13 protein-coding genes and 1 pseudogene are annotated in these 16,601 nt (G+C 68.3%); 5 read left to right on the forward strand and 9 right to left on the reverse strand.

The annotated features are described in order from the left end of the window. Nucleotides 1–37 precede the first annotated feature (37 nt). From AC07NF_RS10710 to putA, 3 genes and pseudogenes are all read right to left on the reverse strand, one after another. On the reverse strand, nt 38–1,402 hold the full coding sequence (locus tag AC07NF_RS10710) for an alpha/beta hydrolase family protein (protein WP_494631818.1): 1,365 nt from the start codon (nt 1,400–1,402) through the stop codon (nt 38–40). A gap of 103 nt (nt 1,403–1,505) precedes the next feature. Continuing rightward, nucleotides 1,506–1,606: pseudogene (locus AC07NF_RS10715) on the reverse strand (hypothetical protein); the annotation flags it as partial. A 4-nt stretch (nt 1,607–1,610) separates the two neighbouring features. Then, nucleotides 1,611–4,706: a bifunctional proline dehydrogenase/L-glutamate gamma-semialdehyde dehydrogenase PutA gene (putA, locus tag AC07NF_RS10720; RefSeq protein WP_494632136.1), complete on the reverse strand. Its 3,096-nt coding sequence runs from the start codon at nt 4,704–4,706 to the stop codon at nt 1,611–1,613. A 436-nt stretch (nt 4,707–5,142) separates the two neighbouring features. Here putA and AC07NF_RS10725 point away from each other — a divergent pair, with 436 nt between their 5' ends. After that, a complete protein-coding gene (locus AC07NF_RS10725; RefSeq protein WP_492814512.1) occupies nt 5,143–5,610 on the forward strand; it encodes an Lrp/AsnC ligand binding domain-containing protein in 468 nt (155 codons plus the stop codon). Between the two features lie 244 nt (nt 5,611–5,854). On the opposite strand, the gene AC07NF_RS10730 is transcribed toward AC07NF_RS10725, so the two are convergent. Then, nucleotides 5,855–6,427, reverse strand: a complete 573-nt coding sequence (locus AC07NF_RS10730) for a CGNR zinc finger domain-containing protein (protein WP_494631817.1) — start codon at nt 6,425–6,427, stop codon at nt 5,855–5,857. Nucleotides 6,428–6,518: 91 nt separating this feature from the next. Between AC07NF_RS10730 and AC07NF_RS10735 the strand changes: the two genes are divergently transcribed. Both AC07NF_RS10735 and AC07NF_RS10740 read left to right on the forward strand, forming a co-directional pair. Beyond that, the gene (locus AC07NF_RS10735) at nt 6,519–6,977 is read left to right on the forward strand and encodes a lipocalin-like domain-containing protein (RefSeq protein WP_494631816.1); all 459 of its coding nucleotides are present in this window, start codon (nt 6,519–6,521) and stop codon (nt 6,975–6,977) included. A gap of 315 nt (nt 6,978–7,292) precedes the next feature. After that, complete coding sequence (locus tag AC07NF_RS10740; protein ID WP_494631815.1) at nt 7,293–7,799, forward strand: hypothetical protein; 507 nt, start codon at nt 7,293–7,295, stop codon at nt 7,797–7,799. On the opposite strand, the gene AC07NF_RS10745 is transcribed toward AC07NF_RS10740, so the two are convergent. The 5 genes from AC07NF_RS10745 to AC07NF_RS10765 form a co-directional block, all read right to left on the reverse strand. Beyond that, a complete protein-coding gene (locus tag AC07NF_RS10745; protein ID WP_494631814.1) occupies nt 7,792–8,199 on the reverse strand; it encodes a DUF1801 domain-containing protein in 408 nt (135 codons plus the stop codon). The two genes, AC07NF_RS10740 and AC07NF_RS10745, sit on opposite strands and share 8 nt — an antisense overlap. A 2-nt stretch (nt 8,200–8,201) precedes the next feature. Further along, nucleotides 8,202–9,011, reverse strand: a complete 810-nt coding sequence (locus AC07NF_RS10750) for a hypothetical protein (RefSeq protein ID WP_494631813.1) — start codon at nt 9,009–9,011, stop codon at nt 8,202–8,204. A 199-nt stretch (nt 9,012–9,210) separates the two neighbouring features. After that, nucleotides 9,211–10,617 carry an efflux transporter outer membrane subunit gene (locus AC07NF_RS10755; RefSeq protein WP_494631812.1) on the reverse strand — a complete coding sequence of 469 codons (1,407 nt, stop codon included), beginning with the start codon at nt 10,615–10,617 and terminating at the stop codon, nt 9,211–9,213. 2 nt (nt 10,618–10,619) lie between these two features. Continuing rightward, nucleotides 10,620–13,778 carry an efflux RND transporter permease subunit gene (locus tag AC07NF_RS10760; RefSeq protein WP_494631811.1) on the reverse strand — a complete coding sequence of 1,053 codons (3,159 nt, stop codon included), beginning with the start codon at nt 13,776–13,778 and terminating at the stop codon, nt 10,620–10,622. A 12-nt stretch (nt 13,779–13,790) separates the two neighbouring features. Continuing rightward, nucleotides 13,791–14,948, reverse strand: coding sequence for an efflux RND transporter periplasmic adaptor subunit (locus AC07NF_RS10765; RefSeq protein WP_494631810.1), 1,158 nt, complete (start codon nt 14,946–14,948; stop codon nt 13,791–13,793). Between the two features lie 186 nt (nt 14,949–15,134). Here AC07NF_RS10765 and AC07NF_RS10770 point away from each other — a divergent pair, with 186 nt between their 5' ends. Both AC07NF_RS10770 and AC07NF_RS10775 read left to right on the forward strand, forming a co-directional pair. Next, nucleotides 15,135–15,731, forward strand: a complete 597-nt coding sequence (locus tag AC07NF_RS10770; RefSeq protein ID WP_492814528.1) for a TetR/AcrR family transcriptional regulator — start codon at nt 15,135–15,137, stop codon at nt 15,729–15,731. 142 nt (nt 15,732–15,873) lie between these two features. After that, nucleotides 15,874–16,554, forward strand: coding sequence for a M23 family metallopeptidase (locus AC07NF_RS10775; protein WP_494631809.1), 681 nt, complete (start codon nt 15,874–15,876; stop codon nt 16,552–16,554). Nucleotides 16,555–16,601: the final 47 nt, after the last annotated feature.

Here is a 16,601-nt window from a genome sequence, read left to right on the forward strand (position 1 = left end):
AGGCGATTAAATAAAGATGATGAAAGAAATGCCGATCTCAGCGAGAGCGGGTGTGGGCGACGGTCCAGTCGACGATCGTGGCCAGCGCGCTCGGGGCGATGGTCTCTTCGATATTGGCGTACTCGCCCGGCGCGCCGGTGCGGGCGGTCTGGAACAGGTGGTTCAGGTCCGGCAACACCAGGGTCGTGGCGTCGGCATTGCCGGCCAGGGCCGCCTTGATCGCCGGGATGTTCACCGCCGCCGAGACCTGCATGTCCTTGGCGCCGTTGATCGCCAGCACCGGCGCGCGGACTTGGGCCAGGGCCTGGGCGGGATCCACCGTCAGGAAGGTGCGGTACCAGGCCGAGTTGATCAGCGCGGAATTGCCCTCGGCGGCCTGCGGATTGCCGCCGCCCGCGAACAGCTTGAGCAGCTGCGGCTTGGCCTTGGCCGCGTCGGGCTCGGCCCGGACGAGGGCGTTGGCGGCCTCGACCAGCTTGGCCTGCTGGGTGGCGGCCTTCTCGCCGGCGCCGGAGGAGACGTAGATGTCGTGATACTGCCGGGGCAGGACCTGGTCGCCGGGCACGCCCGTGCCGGCCATCAGCACGATGAAGGCGATGCGCGGGTCCTTGGCGGCGACCAGCGGCGCGATGACCCCGCCTTCGCTGTGACCGATCAAGCCGACGCGCGCCGGGTCGATGTCCTTGCGACCGCGCAGATAGGCGACCCCGGCGGCGACGTCGGTGGCGAAGTCCAGCGTTGTGGCCTTGGCGAAGTCGCCGGGCTGCGAGCCGCCGACGCCGCGGTCGTCGACGCGCAGCACGGCCACGCCGCGCCGGGTCAGGGCGCCGGCCAGCACCAGGAAGGGCTTATGGTCGAAGATCGTCTCGTCGCGGTCCTGCGGGCCCGAGCCGGTGATCAGCAGGGCCACCGGGAACGGCCCCTCGCCCGGCGGCAGGGTCAGCGTCCCGGCCAGGGTCAGGCCCGAGGCGGGGTTGGCGTAGGCGACGTCCTCGGCGCGATAGGGGAACGGCGGCTTGGGGGTCTGCGGTCGCTTGGGCGCGACGATGGCCTGCGGCGTGCGCTCCAGCCGCAGCGGCAGGCGTGCGCCGTTCTGCGCCCACTCGCCCGCGATCGACTTGCGGTCGGCGGCGACCTTGCCTTCGTAGGTCGCGGCCGGCGTGGTCAGGGTGACGGTCAGCTGGTCGCCGGCCAGGGTCGCGGTCGCCTTCAGGCCGGTCGTCTTCTGGGCTGGGCTGTCGACGCTGGCGGTCCCGTCGGCCTGCAGGTGGAAGACCAGCGGCAGCTTCACCCCGACATCCAGCGTCCCGTACCAATCGCCGGCGATCGGCGCGATCTGGGCGACCGCGACGACCGGCGCGAGCAAGGCGGCGACGAACGCCGCGCGAGGCAGGAAACGCATAGGCCTAGGACTCCCCCGAATGGACGGAGCCTAGACCTCGCGCATGACGGTTGTGAAGCCGTGGAGGGTGTGTGGAGGGGCGATGGAGAAACCCTCTCCCCAAGGGAGAGGTGTCGGCGTAGCCGACGGAGAGGGAAGAAGCCGGCTCAGCAGCACTTCCCCCTCCGGCCTTCGGCCGCCTCCCCCGCTAGGGGGAGGGTCCTGAGTCCTACAGGTTCAGCAGCGCCGGGTCGCCGCCCTGCGCCGTGATGTTGACGCTGACCGCCCGTTCCACCGCGAACCGCAGCAGGGCGTGCGGGCCGCCGGCCTTGGGGCCGGTGCCGGACAGGCCTTCGCCGCCGAACGGCTGGACGCCGACGACGGCGCCGGTCATCGAGCGGTTCACATAGGCGTTGCCGGCCGGGACCAGGCGCTGGACGTCGGCGGCGAAGCTCTCGATCCGCGAGTGGATGCCCAGGGTCAGGCCGTAGCGGCGGGCCGCCAGGGCGCCGGCGACCTCATCGAGGTGCTCGGGCTTGTAGCGGACCACGTGCAGGATCGGGCCGAACACCTCGCGCTCCAGGAAGTCGGCGGCCGGGATCTCGGCCAGGACCGGGGCGAAGAAGGTCCCGCCGGCCGGAGCCGTCAGGGCGTGCAGCACCTTGGCTTCCTTCTTGAGGCGGACATGGTGCTTGTCGAGCGCGTCCTTGGCCTCGGCGTCGATGACCGGGCCGACGTCGGTGACGGCCAGGGCCGGGTCGCCGACCACGAGGGCGTCCATGGCGCCCTTCAGGCCGTCGATGATGTGCTCGGCGGTGTCTTCCGGCAGGAACAGCAGGCGCAGGGCCGAGCAGCGCTGGCCGGCCGACCCGAAGGCCGACAGGATAACGTCGTCGATGACCTGTTCACGCTGGGCGGTGGTGTCGACGAACATGCCGTTCAGCCCGCCGGTCTCGGCGATGAACGGCACGATCGGGCCCTGCCTTTGGGCGAGCGTCTGGTTGATCCGCCAGGCGGTGTCGGTGCCGCCGGTGAAGGCGACGCCGTCCAGGCCTTCATGGCTGGTCAGGGCCGCGCCGACGGTCTCGCCGCGGCCGGGCAGCAGCGCCAGCAGGCGGCTGTCCAGGCCGGCGGCGTGGTACAGCTTCACGGCCTCGAAGGCGATCAGCGGGGTCTGCTCGGCGGGCTTGGCCAGCACGGCGTTACCGGCGGCCAGAGCCGCGGCGATCTGGCCGGTGAAGATGGCCAGCGGGAAGTTCCACGGGCTGATGCAGACGAAGACGCCGCGACCGGCCAGGCGCAGGGTGTTGGTCTCGCCGACCGGGCCCTTCAGCACTTCACCCGCGCCGAACTGATCCTCGGCCAGCACGGCGTAGTAGCGGCAGAAGTCAACGGCCTCGCGGACCTCGGCGATGCCGTCGCTCAGGGTCTTGCCGGCTTCACGGGCCAGGATGGCGATCAGGCGGTCGATGTTGTTTTCCAGCGCGTCGGCCATGGCGCGCAGGGTCTTGGCGCGGGCCGGGCCACCGGCCTGGTCCCAGGCGGGCTGGGCGGCGCGGGCCAGGCGGAAGGCCTCGTCGATCTGCGGGATCTGGGCTTCGGAGACCGCGCCGACCGTCTTGTGCTCGTCGGTGGGGGCGACCACGGCCAGCGGGGGACCGCCGGCGGTGAGCTTGCCGCCGATCAGCGGACCGGCCGACAGGGTGACGCCGTCCAGGGCGGCGACGGCCGCTTCCAGGCGCGTGCGGTCGGTCTTCACGGAGAGGTCGAGACCAGCGGAGTTCTGGCGGCGCGCGCCGTACACGTCGATCGGCGTCGGGATCTTGGCGTGGCGCTCGGGGTGGGCTTCGACGGTGTCGATCGGGTCGGTGACGACCTTCTCGACCGGCACCCGCTCGTCCAGCAGGGCGTGGACGAAGCTGGTGTTGGCGCCGTTCTCCAGCAGGCGGCGCACCAGGTAGGGCAGCAGGTCTTCGTGACCGCCGACGGGCGCGTAGGCCCGCAGGGTGATGCCGTCATAGAGGTCGTCGGCGGCCTTATACAGAGCCTCGCCCATGCCGTGCAGGCGCTGGTGCTCGATCTTGACGCCGGCGTTCTTGGCCATGCGCACCACGGCCGCCAGGGTGTGGGCGTTGTGAGTGGCGAACTGGGCGTAGAGGTGCGGGGCGGCCTCGATCAGCGCCTTGGCGTTGACCAGGTACGACAGGTCGGTGGCGGGCTTGGTCGTATAGACCGGATAGTCCGGACGGCCGGCGACCTGGGCGCGCTTGATCTCACTGTCCCAGTAGGCGCCCTTCACGAGGCGCACCATCAGACGGCGACCGGTCTCTTGGCTGAGCGCCTTCAGGCGGGCAATCACTTCGCCGCAGCGCTTCTGATAGGCCTGGACGGCCAGGCCGAGGCCGGTCCACTGGCCCAGCTCCGGCTCGCGGCACAGGCGGTCCAGCAGCTTCAGCGACAGCGCCAGGCGGTCGGCCTCTTCGGCGTCGATGGTGAAGTTGATGTTGTGGCGGGCGGCGATCTTGGCCAGGCGCAGGGTGCGGGGATAGAGCTCCTCCCACACGCAGTCCTCGTGCGTGGCCTCATAGCGCGGACACAGGGCCGAGAGCTTCACGGACACGCCATGGCCGGCTTCCGGACCGGCGGCCTTGGACAGCTTGCCGACCGTCTCGATGGCGTCGGCGTAGGACTTCTCATAGCGCTCGGCGTCGGCGGCGGTGCGGGCGCCTTCGCCCAGCATGTCGAAGCTGCACATGTCGCCTTCGTTGGCGGCGCGCTTGATGGCGGCCTCGATCGTCCGGCCAAGGACGAACTGCTCGCCCATGATGCGGATGGCCTGGCCGACGGCGGCGCGGATCACCGGTTCGCCGATGCGGCCCGCCAGCTTCTTGATGAAGCCGGGCAGGTCCTTCTGGGCCTCGGTGTCGGGCTCGACGATCTTGCCGGTCAGCATCAGGCCCCAGGTCGAGGCGTTGACGAACAGGCTGTCGCTGCCGCCCAGGTGGCTGGCCCAGTCGGCCGAGCCGATCTTCTCGGCGATCAGCTTGTCGCGGGTGTCGTCGTCGGGGGTGCGCAGCAGGGCCTCGGCCAGGCACATCAGCGCCAGGCCCTCGCGGGTACCCAGGCTGAACTCCTGCAGGAAGCTTTCGACCACGCCTTGCTTGCGGACGCTGCGACGGGCCCCGCGGACCAGGGCCTCGGCCTCGGCGCGGACGGCGGCGCGGTCCTCGGCGGACAGGGGCTTGGCGGCCAGCAGGTCGGCGATCACGGCGGCTTCGTCGCGATACTTGCCGGCGTCGAGCGAGTCCCAATCCGAGTGAGACATGGCGTGCATGGTCGGTCCTTCGTTAGAATATCGTCGGCCTAACTTGGCTTCGACAGAAGGTGCTTCGTTTGTTGAGTGGCGGGTCCGTATGTTCTTCGGTCAAAGCGCGAAAAACGTTCGTCCGCTCCAGCGCGCGCGACCTCGTGACGCGGCAAGGCGCGTGGGCAAGGGACAATGCTCTGGATGTGGGGAGGGAGGAAGGGGCGCGGCTATTGGGGGGAGCGCACACGCCCCTTCCTCTCTTGCGCGACGCCCTATTGGGGGGAGCGGGCGTCGCGTAGGTTCCAGACCACCGGTGGCTGACCGGTCCGCTCGCGCCTTCAGGAGGAGGGGAGCGCAAGCGGCGCTGGAACGATCGGAGGTGTAACGCTAAGCTTGCCGAAGGTGCTACGTTTGTGAGCGCTACTTTTCGAAGCTTCTTCGGTGAAATCGCCCCATGTCCATTTCTGCTCTAGATGACACCGATCGCCGACTGTTGAAGGTTCTGCAGGTCGACGGCCGCATCACCAACGCCGAGCTGGCCAAGCGCTGCAACCTCTCGCCGGCCGCCACCTTCGACCGCGTGCGCCGCCTGCGCGAGCGGGGCTACATCACCGGCTACGCGGCGCTGCTGGATCCGGCCAAGGTCGACCGGGCGCTGCTGATCTTCGTGGAGGTCGTGCTGGAGCGCACCACGGGCGAGGTGTTCGAGGACTTCGCCGCCGCCGTCCGCCGCGCGCCCGAGATCCTGGAGTGCCACATGGTGGCCGGCGGCTTCGACTACCTGATCAAGGCCCGGGTGCGCGACATGGAGGCCTACCGCAACTTCCTGGGCGACATCCTGGTGAAGATGCCGGGCGTGCGCGAGACGCGGACCTATGCGGTGCTCGAGGAAGTGAAGAGCACGGTGCAGCTGCCGCTCTAGAGCGTGACAGCCGAAAGTGTGAGCGGTTTCGGCGACCGTCACGCTCCAAACATTAGGGCTGGAGACCGCGCCAACCGGTGGGGCAGTGGCGCGGTCTTCGCCGAGACGACGCGGCTGGGGCGTCGAAACTGACGGTCGTCGAGGGCGGAGACTTGGGGGACGCCATCCCGCCGACGACAGCCAAGCTCTATCGCAATCGTTTGCGCAGTCACGCAACCTCAGGCGTCAACGACCCCGCTTCGGGTTACCCGGCCCGCTCGCGATCGCGGAAGGCGGCCACCTTGGCGCGATTGCCGCACGCGCTCATCGAGCACCAGCGGCGGTCGCCCTTGCGGGAGGTGTCCAGGAACAGGATGGCGCACACCGGCCCTTGGCATTGGCGAATGCGCGCGCCGTCGGGGCCGCCGAGCAAGTCGATGGCCTCGCGCGCCACGCTGGTCAGGAGGTCGCGCGCCGAGCCCCTCAGGCGCGGGGCGCCCGAGGCGTCTAGCCACGGCGCGGCGGCGGTTCTGGCGGCGAAGGCGTTGAGCGCCTCGCGCGGCGTCTCGGGCAGGGGGCGGTCTTCGGCGCGGGCCAGGGCCAGGGCGTAGAGCGTCTCGCGAAGGTCGCGGGCGGCCGAAAGATCTTCGGTCGAAGCGCCGCTCAAGCTGTCAGCCAGCCCCGCCGCCACTAGCCAGCGGTCGAGATCGCCGGGCGCGGCTAGGGCGTCGCGGTGGTTGCCGCTGACCCGTCCCGCCAGGGTCGCAGGCAAGTCCAAGGGCAAGCGCCCGCCCCGAAAGCGGAAGCCGTCACGGGTCTCTTCGATCTTGGGCGTCACGAACGTCTCATTGGAAACCGGATTGACAGGTTAGCGGCGTTCGTCGAGTTTGCGCCAGTAACCGAATTAACAAGTTACATGGGGTTTCGAGATGCTGACGACCATGACGGTGCTGGCCCTGTTGGCCGCCGACTTCCCCCTGGCCGGGACCTGGACCCTGACCGCCGCCGACCGCATCACCCCGGCGGGCGTGCGCGAGCACGACTATGGCGCCGCGCCCAAGGGCCGGCTGATCGTGGATGCGGCGGGCCGCTACAGCCTGCAGATCTTCAAGAGCGAGCGCACCGGCTTCACCTCGGGCGACAAGAAGCGCGGCACGGCGGAGGAATATGCCGACGCCGCCCTGGGCTCCTCGACCCACTACGGGACGATCGCCATCGACGAGGCGGCGCACCAGCTGGTGTTCAAGATCGAAGGCGCGTCGTTCAAGAACTGGGAGGGGACCACCCAGCGGCGGGCCTACGACCTGACCGGCGACGCGCTGAGCTGGCGGGTGCCGAAGGCTCCGGACGGGAACGTGCCGATCTCGGAATGGCGGCGCGAGCGATAGGGGCGAGCTTGTCGCCTCAGTTGCAACAAGGAGGCAAGAGTTGCTGTGCTTGCTCCAGGGCGGTATGGCGGGCTGTGATTGTTATCGATGTTGGATGCTTCCACACGTTGTGCGAAGCTGCACCTCATGACGAGAAACCGAGAGCGAGTCCTCGCTAGTCTTACAGTTATGGGAGCGGTTCTAGCTGTTAGCCTGCTGCTTCACACCTTTGGTGTGGGAGCGACAAAGGATGGCACTGGCCTTGAGCGGCATCCCGCATTTCTTTCGTTAGTCGGTGCGGTGGTCCAAGCGATTATCGCTGGTTTGGCCATATACATGACGGGCAAGTTTGGTCGCGAGCAACTCGCTTCCGAATGGGCGAATGAGAGGAAGCGGCAAGTCGACGATTTTGCTGAGTTACAGCTTCGTGCTCATCAGCTGGGTTCACTTGCCGTGAGGCGGCTTCGCAGTATCATTGAGACAATGAAAAGTGAGGAGGGAGGGGATTACGCCAAAACTGGAGCGCTTATTGAACTTATGAGAGTGAATGTGAAGGCTCTAGAGCGTATCCCATTTGAGCGTTTCGATGTGGATGAGATGGCAGCGTTTGAAGGGTTGATAATTAACTCCGCCGGTTCCCTACACAATCTGGAGCTTCTTAAGGGGAGCATGAAGGAAATCAGCGATAGCGTTGGGGCCGGCAGCGGGCGAGACAAGGCCATGCGCGAGCAAGTCGATGCTTGTGGTGCAGCGCTTGAAGTCGTGTGCGAATTCATGGTGGATGCACTCAACCGGTTTCACGCGGCTCAAGTGAAGCGGAGCGGGCTGAGCGTTCTCAAGTAGACTTAGCTGACAGCGACGCCGTCCGCTCCAGCCATCGCAGGCAAAGCTCAGTAAACTCCGCACGCCGCGCCTCAACCGCCGCGCTGTCCCTGAACACCATCACCCCGCGATCCGCCGCCGGCCACTTGGCCAACCCAGCGGGGTCCTCGAACACGAACCCCGCCACATCCTTGGCCTTGGTGCCACGATGCAGAACCACGCGCACGCCGCCTTTGCGCTCCAGACCCAGGGTGATGCGGTCGTCGTCGTCTCCGGCGGGTGGGACGGCGAAGCTGGGGGCGTTCCATTTCAGGCGTTCGACGAGGTCGGGGCCGGCCGCGACAATGGCGGCGCGCAGGGCGTCGACCGTCTGACGGGTCTCGGCGTCCAGGCCGTCGAGGAGGGCCGTAAGGCTGGTCACCCCTATCGCGCCTTGATCCACGCCCGCGTATTCGCCAGGTCCAGCGTCACCACCCAGCCCTTGAGCAGCGGCACGCCGATATTGCCGTCGATGACCAGGTCCATGACCAGGCCCTGGGTCGCGACCTTCGGCCCGCCCTGGATCGACAGGCTCAGCGGCTGACGCTCCTTACTGTCGGGGTTCATGGCTAAGAGGGCGGCGTTGTGTTGGGCGACGACGACGGCGCCGTTGCTGCCGCTGTCCAGTTCCATCCAGACCGCGCCCTTGGGGGTCTCGACCGGCACGAACGGGGTCAGGGCCAGGCCGCCGGCGTCGCGGGCGAAGCGGACGGGGACTTCCTGGGCGCCCTTGATGCGGGCCTTGAAGCTGGCGGGGGTCTCGACGACCAGCTTCTGGCCGCCGAGGTCGAGCGTGACGACCTGGCCGGCGAAGGCGTCCAGCGCGACCGAGCCCTCCAGCGTCGGGGCGTCGGGCGGCAGGAGCTTGGAGAAGTCGAAGACGCCGGCGGTCGGCACGGCCAGCTTGGCGCCGGCGGCCTCGATCACGACCTTGTCGCAGCGGGTCAGGTCGACGCGGTCGCCGCGCATGCGGTGGCCGGTGATGCGGCCCCAGGGCTCGCAGCCGATCTTCTTGGCGGTGGCCGGGGTGATGGCGGTGATGCCGCCGGCGGTGTCGAGCAGGTAGCGGCCGCCGTCCTTGGCCTGGAACGACCACAGCACGCCCAGGTAGGGCTCCAGCGGGATGGTCACCTGGGCGGCGGCGGGCGTGGCGGCCAGCAAGGCGGCAGCGATTAGCGAAGACAGAAAACGCATGCGGACCCTCGGCGACACGATCAACCTTCGGTCGCGCAGGGCGGGCGAACTGTAAAGTTACAAAGCGTTTGCACAGGGTGGAACGGGCGGCTCCAGGGATGGGGGGAGGAGCACGCCCGTTCCGTTCGCGAGACCATCGGGGGTGGGGGATGATGGCCAGCGAACTTCCCCGGATGGGCCTCCGGGGAAGGGGATAGACTTACGAGGCGGCCGGAGCGCCGCCGCCGAGGGTCTTGTAGAGGGTCACCAGGTTGGTCGCCCGGGCCAGGCGCGCGGTGATCAGGCCCTGCTGGGCCGAGTACAGCGTGCGCTGGCTGTCCAGCAGGGTCAGGGCGCTGTCGAGGCCGGCGTCGGCGCGTTGCTGCGACAGGCGCTGGCTGTCCGTGGCCGCCGTGACCAGGCGCTCCTGCGAGGTCAGGCGGTCGACGACCGTCTGGCGCACCGACAGGGCGTCGGAGACTTCGCGGAACGCGGTCTGCACCGTCTTCTCGTAGGTCGCCACGGCGATGTCGCGGTTGGCCTTGGAGACGTTCAGATTGGCCACATTGGCCCCGCCGGCGAAGATCGGCAGGGTGATCGAGGGCGTGAAGCTCCAGGCCTTGGTGCCGCCCTTGAACAGGCCGTCCAGGTCGCCGCTGGCCGAGCCGTACGAGCCGGTCAGGGCGATGCGCGGGAAGAAGGCCGCGCGGGCCGCGCCGATATTGGCGTTGGCGCCTTGCAGCTGGTGCTCGGCGGCCAGCACGTCGGGACGACGCGTCAGCACGTCCGAGGGCACGCCCGCCGGCAGGTCGGCCAGGATCTGCGCCTTGGCCAGGTCCGCCGAGGGCAGCATGCTGTCGGGCACATTGCCGCCGGTCAGCAGGGTCAGGGCGTTGAGGTCCTGGGCGACCTGGGCGGTATAGACCGCCACGTCGCTGCGGGCCGTCTCGGCCTGGACCTGGGCGTTGCGCAACGCAGCCAGCGAGCCGACGCCGCCGTCGACCTGCTGCTGGGTCAGGCGCAGGGTGTCTTCCCGCGTGCCCAGGGTGCTCTTGGCCAGGGCCAGGCGCTCCTGGTCGGCGGCCAGGGTCAGCCAGGCGTTGGCCGTCTCGGCGATCAGGCTGACGCGCACCGAGCGGGCGGTGTCCTGCTGGGCGAGGTAGGCTTGCAGCGCCTGGGCGTTCAGGCTGCGGACGCGGCCGAACAGGTCCAGCTCATAGGCCGTGAAGCCGATCGTGGCGGTATAGGCCTCGATCTCCATCGCCGTGCCGATCTGCGAGGTGGCGGCCGGGGTGTGGCTGCGTTGCTCGCTGAGCGTGCCGTTGATGGCCGGGAACAGGTTGGCGCGCTGGATGCCGTACTGGCCGCGGGCCTTCTCGATGTTCAGCACCGCCACGCGCAGGTCGCGGTTCTGCTTGAGGGCCAGGTCGACCACGCCTTGCAGGCGCGGATCGACCAGCACCTGGCGCCAGTCGAGGTCGGCGGCCGACACCGAGCTGGCAGGCTCGGCGCTCGGCGTGGACCAGGTCTGGGCCACCGGCAGGGTCGGACGCTTGTAGTCCGGAGCCATGGTGCAGGCGCTGACCGCCGTGGAGGCCAGCAGGATCAGGGTGAGATTACGGAACATGATCAGTGCGCCTCCGGAGCCGGGTCGCTATGCGCGACGGCCTCGTCGTGGCCTTTGTGCTTGGGTTTGAAGACCCGTTCGACGATCACGAAGAACAGCGGGACGAAGAAGATCGCCAGGATGGTGGCCGACAGCATGCCGCCGATCACGCCGGTGCCGATGGCGTGCTGGCTGCCCGAGCCCGCGCCGTTGGAGATGGCCAGGGGCAGCACGCCGAACACGAAGGCCAGCGAGGTCATGATGATCGGGCGCAGACGGATGCGGACCGCTTCCACCGTCGCCTCGACCAAGCCCATGCCCTTCTCGTACAGGTCCTTGGCGAACTCGACGATCAGGATGGCGTTCTTGGACGCCAGGCCCATGGTCGTCAGCAGGCCGACCTGGAAGTAGATGTCGTTGGACAGGCCGCGCAGGGTGGTGGCCAGCAGGGCGCCGACGATGCCCAGCGGGATGACCATGATCACCGACAGCGGGATCGACCAGCTCTCGTACAGGGCCGCCAGCAGCAGGAACACGACCAGGATCGAGATGCCGTACAGGGCGGGAGCCTGGTTGCCCGACTCCAGTTCCTGGGCCGACAGGCCGGTCCACTCGTAGCCGATGCCCGGAGGCAGCTGAGCCGCGATCTTTTCCATGGCCTTGATCGCGTCGCCCGAGCTCTTGCCCGGGGCCGGCGAGCCCTGGATGTTCAGCGACGACAGGCCGTTATAGCGCTCCAGACGCGGCGAGCCGTAGATCCAGTGCGTCGTCGCGAACGACGAGAACGGGGCCATCGTGCCGCTGCTGGTGCGGACGTACCAGTTGTTCAGGTCTTCCGGACGCATGCGGTAGGGCGCGTCGGCCTGGACATAGACCTTCTTTACGCGACCACGATCGATGAAGTCGTTGACATAGGCCCCGCCCCACGCGGCGCTGAGCGCGGCGTTGATGTCGGCGGTGGTCAGGCCCATCGCCCCGGCCTTGGCCTGGTCGATCTCGATCTTCAGCTGCGGGGTGTCGTCCTGGCCGTTGGGGCGGACGCCGACCAGGGTCGGATCCTTGGCGGCCATGCCCAGCACCTGGTTGCGCGCGGCGACCAGGGCCTCGTGGCCGACGCCGCCGATGTCCTGCAGCTGGAAGTCGAAGCCCGACGAGGTGCCCAGTTCCGGCACGGCCGGCGGCACGATCGCGAAGACCATGGCGTCACGGATCTGCATGAACTTGCCCATGGCGCGACCGGCGACGGCCGGCGCCTTGAGGTTGGCGGCCTTGCGGTGCTCGAAGTCCTTCAGGCGGATGAAGGCCAGGCCGGCGTTTTGACCAGCGCCGGCGAAGCTGAAGCCGGCGACGGTGAAGACGGCCTGCACGGCGTCCTTCTCGTCGTTCAGGAAGTGGTTGCGCACCTCGGTCAGCACGGCTTGCGTACGCTCTTCCGGGGCGCCGGGCGGCAGCTGGACGATGGTGAACATCGTCCCCTGGTCCTCTTCCGGCAGGAAGGCGCTGGGCAGGCGGACGAACAGCAGACCCATGACCAGGATGATCACGCCATAGGCGACCATCCAGCGACCGCTCTTGCCGAGCAGGCCGCGGACGACGCCTTGATAGCGGCCGCTGACGTCGTCGAAGCTGCGGTTGAACCAGCCGAAGAAGCCGGTCTTGTGCTCCTTGTGGCCCTTCTCAACGGGCTTGAGCAGGGTGGCGCACAGGGCCGGCGTCAGGATCAGGGCGACCAGCACCGACAGGGCCATGGCCGAGACGATGGTGATCGAGAACTGACGGTAGATCACGCCCTGCGAGCCGCCGAAGAAGGCCATGGGCACGAACACCGCGGCCAGCACCAGGGCGATGCCGATCAGGGCGCCGGTGATCTCGTTCATCGACTTGCGGGTGGCCTCGACGGGGCTGAGGCCCTCTTCCTCCATCACGCGCTCGACGTTCTCGACCACGACGATGGCGTCGTCGACCAGCAGGCCGATGGCCAGCACCAGGCCGAACATGGTCAGCGTGTTGATCGAGTAGCCGAAGACCGCCAGCACCCCGAAGGTGCCCAAGAGGACGACCGGCACGGCGATGGTCGGGATCAGGGTCGCGCGCCAGTTCTGCAGGAACAGGAACATGACGATGAAGACCAGCACGATGGCTTCGATCAGCGTCTTGACCACTTCCTCGATCGACAGCTTCACGAACGGCGTCGAGTCATAGGGGATCACGTAGCGGAAGCTGGCCGGGAAGTTCTTCTCCAGCTGGGTCATCCGCGACTTGATGGCGTCGGCGGTGTTCAGCGCGTTCGCGCCCGGCGCCAGACGGATGGCCAGGCCCGCGGCCGGCTTGCCATTGTACTTGGCGCCGAAGCCGTAGCTTTCCGCGCCCAGCTCGACACGGGCCACGTCACGCAGGTGGACGATGGCGCCGCCGGGGCTGTTCTTGACGATGATCTCTTGGAACTGAGCCGGCGTGGTCAGGCGCGACTGGGCGGTGATCGTGGCGTTCAGGCCGATGCCCGGCAGGTTGGGCACGCCGCCCAGCTGACCGGCCGAGACCTGGGCGTTCTGGGCCCGGATGGCGGCGATGACGTCGGCGGGGGTCAGGTTGTAGCTGGCCAACTGGTTGGGGTTCAGCCAGATGCGCATGGCGTACTGGGCGCCGAACAGCTGCACTTCACCCACGCCGTCGACGCGGCTCAGGGGGTCCTGCAGGTTGCTGGCGATGTAGTCGGCCAGGTCGGTGTTGGTGGTCTTCGGATCTTCCGAGTACATGCCGACGATCAGCAGGAAGTTCCGCGCCGACTTGGCGACGGTCAGGCCCTGCTGCTGTACTTCCTGCGGCAGGAGGGCGGTGGCCGTCTGCAGCTTGTTCTGGACCTGCACCTGGGCGATGTCGATGTTGGTGCCGGCCTTGAAGCTCAGCGTGGTCGTGGCCGCGCCGGAGCTGTCGCTGGTCGAAGACATGTAGTCCAGGCCGTCCAGGCCCTTCATCTTCTGTTCGATGACCTGGGTGACGCTGTCCTCGACGGTCTTGGCCGAGGCGCCGGGATAGACGGCGCTGATCGAGACCTGGGGCAGGGCGATGTCGGGATACTGGGCGATCGGCAGGCCACGGATGGCCAGGGCGCCCGCCAGCATGATGACGATGGCGACGACCCACGCGAAGATGGGCCTGTCGATGAAGAAACGGGAAAGCATGACGGGCCGCCCTTAGCGTTGCGCTTGCGCGGTGAGGACGACGGGCTTCACGGGCGCGCCGGGGCGCACCTTCTGCAGGCCCTCGACAATGACCTTCTCGCCGGGCTGCAGGCCCGAGGTCACCAGCCACTTGTCGCCCACGGTCTGGGCGGCGACGACCGGACGCGGCGCCACGCCGCCCTTGGCGTCGACGACCATCACGGTGGCGTTGCCCTTGGGGTCGCGGCTGACCGCGGCCTGCGGAATCAGCATGCCGTCATTGGCCGTGCCCTTGCTCAGCTGAGCGCGGACATACATGCCCGGCAGCAGCACGCCGTTCGGGTTCGGGAAGATGGCGCGCAGCACCACCGAGCCCGTGGTCGGGTCGACGGTGACGTCCGAGAATTCCAGGCGGCCCGGGACCGGATAGGTCGAGCCGTCTTCCAGCTTCAGGCTGACCTGGGCCGAGGCCGAGCGGCCCAGCTTGCCGCTGGCGAACTGCTGCTGCAGCTTCAGCATCTCGGCCGAGGACTGGGTCAGGTCGACATAGATGCTGGAGAGATCTTGCACGGTGGCCAGGGCCTGGGCCTGGCTGGCGGTGACCAGCGCGCCCGGCGTGACCGAGCTCTTGCCGATCTTGCCCGAGATCGGGGCGGCGACCTTGGTGTAGTTCAGATTGATGCGGGCATTGTCCAGGTTGGCGCGCTGGACGGCCACGGCGGCGGCGGTCTGGGCGGCGGCGGCCTGGGCGTCGTCATTGTCCTGCTTGGACACCGCCCCGGTCTCGACCAGACCCTTGTAGCGGTCGGCCTTCAGCTTGGCGGCGGTGGCGGTGGCTTGCGCCTGGGCCAGGGCGGCGGCGGCGCTGTTGACGTTGGCTTGGAAGATCGCCGGGTCGATCTGGTACAGCGACTGGCCGGCGCGGACGTACGAGCCTTCCTGGAACAGGCGCGACTTGATCACGCCGCCCACCTGCGGGCGCACTTCCGAGACCAGATAGGCCGAGGTGCGGCCCGACAGCTCGGTGGTCAGGGCCACGGGCTGGGTCTGGGCGACGACGACGCCGACCTCGGCGGGACCGCCCGCGCCCATGCCGCCGCCGGCGCCGCCTTTCTGGCCGCAGGCCGCGAGGGTGAGGGCGATGGCGGCGAGCCCCACGGCGGTGACCGTGGCGGAGCGTTGGAAGTGCATTATCTGACCCCGGATGCGATGGCTGCGTGAGCTATTGCTCTTGACGAAACCAGCATGATGAACAATCTGAGAATGAACGTTCATTCTCAAGCGGGCTGGACATAGGTGCGGTACTGGCGCAAGTCAACCTCTGCACCCCACGGCTCGGCTGACCTAACGGAAATGTAATGCCCACCAGGATTTTCAATGCCTGACGAGACACATTCCAATCGCCCGTCGCCGGAATCGCGCCGCCAGCAGATTCTGGACGCGGCGTGCGAACGTGTGAGGCAGTCGGGCTTCCACGGCGCCAGCATGGCCGACATCGCCAAGGCCGCGGGCCTCAGCGTCGGGCAGATCTACCGCTACTTCGAGAACAAGGAAGCGATCATCGCCGCCATCGTCGCCCAGGATCTGGCCGAGATGCGCGACAAGTTCGCCGAGATGGAAAGCCAGCCGGGCACCCTGCTGGACGCGATCGAGGACCATCTGCCGGAAGGGATCGACAAGTGCTTCGACCCGCGCCGCGCCGCCCTGGCCCTCGAGGTCGTGGCCGAGGCCGCCCGCAATCCCAAGGTCGCCGCCATCGTCCGCGAGGCCGACCACCAGGAACGCGCGCTCGCCAAGACCATGATGGAGCGCGACCGCAAGCCCGAATGGACCGAGGAAGAGTTCCAGGCTCGCTGCGAGGTCGTGGGCCTGATCTTCGACGGCCTGTTGATGCGCGGGGTGAACCACCCGGACCTGAACCGTGGGGCCCTGACGACGGTGCTGCGCGCGACCATTCGTGGGTTGCTGACCTAGGTGCCGATCCGAGGATTGTGTCCAAAATTCGCCAATGAATTCATAGCTTAAGCATGAATTTTCGCGACGTCCGGTCGCATGGCGAAGGCGCGTTAACCAATCCATATCTGCCGGCCACACGCTCACAGCCGGAAAGTCCCCCATGACCGCATCGATCGCGAAGACGCCGGCCGCCCTGCGGTGCGCCCTGGGCCTGGCGGTCGTCTTCGCGCCGATGGTGGTGGCGGCCATGGAGCGTCCGGTCTCGCGCCATCCGACCCCGTCGCCGATCGTCAAGCTGCTGGCCGGCATCGCCCCGGCCAAGGCCGCGCCGCCGCCGGTCATGGAGCTGGTCTGGAAGGGCGCCGACATCGACGGCGACGGGGCCAGCGACTTCGCCAACCCGACCGGCGCGGCCCCGCGCGGCCACGACGACTTCGGCGACGGCTTCTTCGGCGCCCGCCGCGACGGCGGCAGCCGCGCCCACGAGGGCGTCGACTACGTGGCGGAGGCCGGCCAGACCGTCCACGCCCCGATGTCGGGCTACGTCACCAAGATCGGCTACGCCTATGCCGGCGACACCGACCTGAAGTTCGTCGAGATCACCAACCCGGCGCTGGGCTACGCGGCCCGGTCGTTCTACGTGAGCCCGGACGTCGAGGTCGGCCAAGCGGTCCGCCTGGGCGATGCGATCGGCAAGGTCGAGAGCCTGCAGAGCCACTACCCCGGCATCACCGACCACGTGCACCTGGAGATCCTGGCCCACGGCGGGGACCGGGTGAATGCGGCGGGGCTGATCACGCCCAGGATGGTGGCGGTGAATGAGGATACGGGCGCCGACTGACGCCTTGATCTCGCCCTAGGGCCACGCTACGCGACTTGAGGTTGCGA

This window comes from Caulobacter sp. GW821-FHT10A06 (assembly GCF_059415805.1).

Excerpts from the sequence above, each read along its gene's own strand:
- AC07NF_RS10710 (WP_494631818.1), bottom strand. The coding sequence starts at position 1,402 with ATGCGTTTCCTGCCTCGCGCGGCGTTCGTCGCCGCCTTGCTCGCGCCG.
- putA (WP_494632136.1), bottom strand. The coding sequence starts at position 4,706 with ATGTCTCACTCGGATTGGGACTCGCTCGACGCCGGCAAGTATCGCGAC.
- AC07NF_RS10725 (WP_492814512.1), top strand. The coding sequence starts at position 5,143 with ATGTCCATTTCTGCTCTAGATGACACCGATCGCCGACTGTTGAAGGTT.
- AC07NF_RS10735 (WP_494631816.1), top strand. The coding sequence starts at position 6,519 with ATGCTGACGACCATGACGGTGCTGGCCCTGTTGGCCGCCGACTTCCCC.
- AC07NF_RS10740 (WP_494631815.1), top strand. The coding sequence starts at position 7,293 with ATGACGGGCAAGTTTGGTCGCGAGCAACTCGCTTCCGAATGGGCGAAT.
- AC07NF_RS10750 (WP_494631813.1), bottom strand. The coding sequence starts at position 9,011 with ATGCGTTTTCTGTCTTCGCTAATCGCTGCCGCCTTGCTGGCCGCCACG.
- AC07NF_RS10755 (WP_494631812.1), bottom strand. The coding sequence starts at position 10,617 with ATGTTCCGTAATCTCACCCTGATCCTGCTGGCCTCCACGGCGGTCAGC.
- AC07NF_RS10760 (WP_494631811.1), bottom strand. The coding sequence starts at position 13,778 with ATGCTTTCCCGTTTCTTCATCGACAGGCCCATCTTCGCGTGGGTCGTC.
- AC07NF_RS10765 (WP_494631810.1), bottom strand. The coding sequence starts at position 14,948 with ATGCACTTCCAACGCTCCGCCACGGTCACCGCCGTGGGGCTCGCCGCC.
- AC07NF_RS10770 (WP_492814528.1), top strand. The coding sequence starts at position 15,135 with ATGCCTGACGAGACACATTCCAATCGCCCGTCGCCGGAATCGCGCCGC.
- AC07NF_RS10775 (WP_494631809.1), top strand. The coding sequence starts at position 15,874 with ATGACCGCATCGATCGCGAAGACGCCGGCCGCCCTGCGGTGCGCCCTG.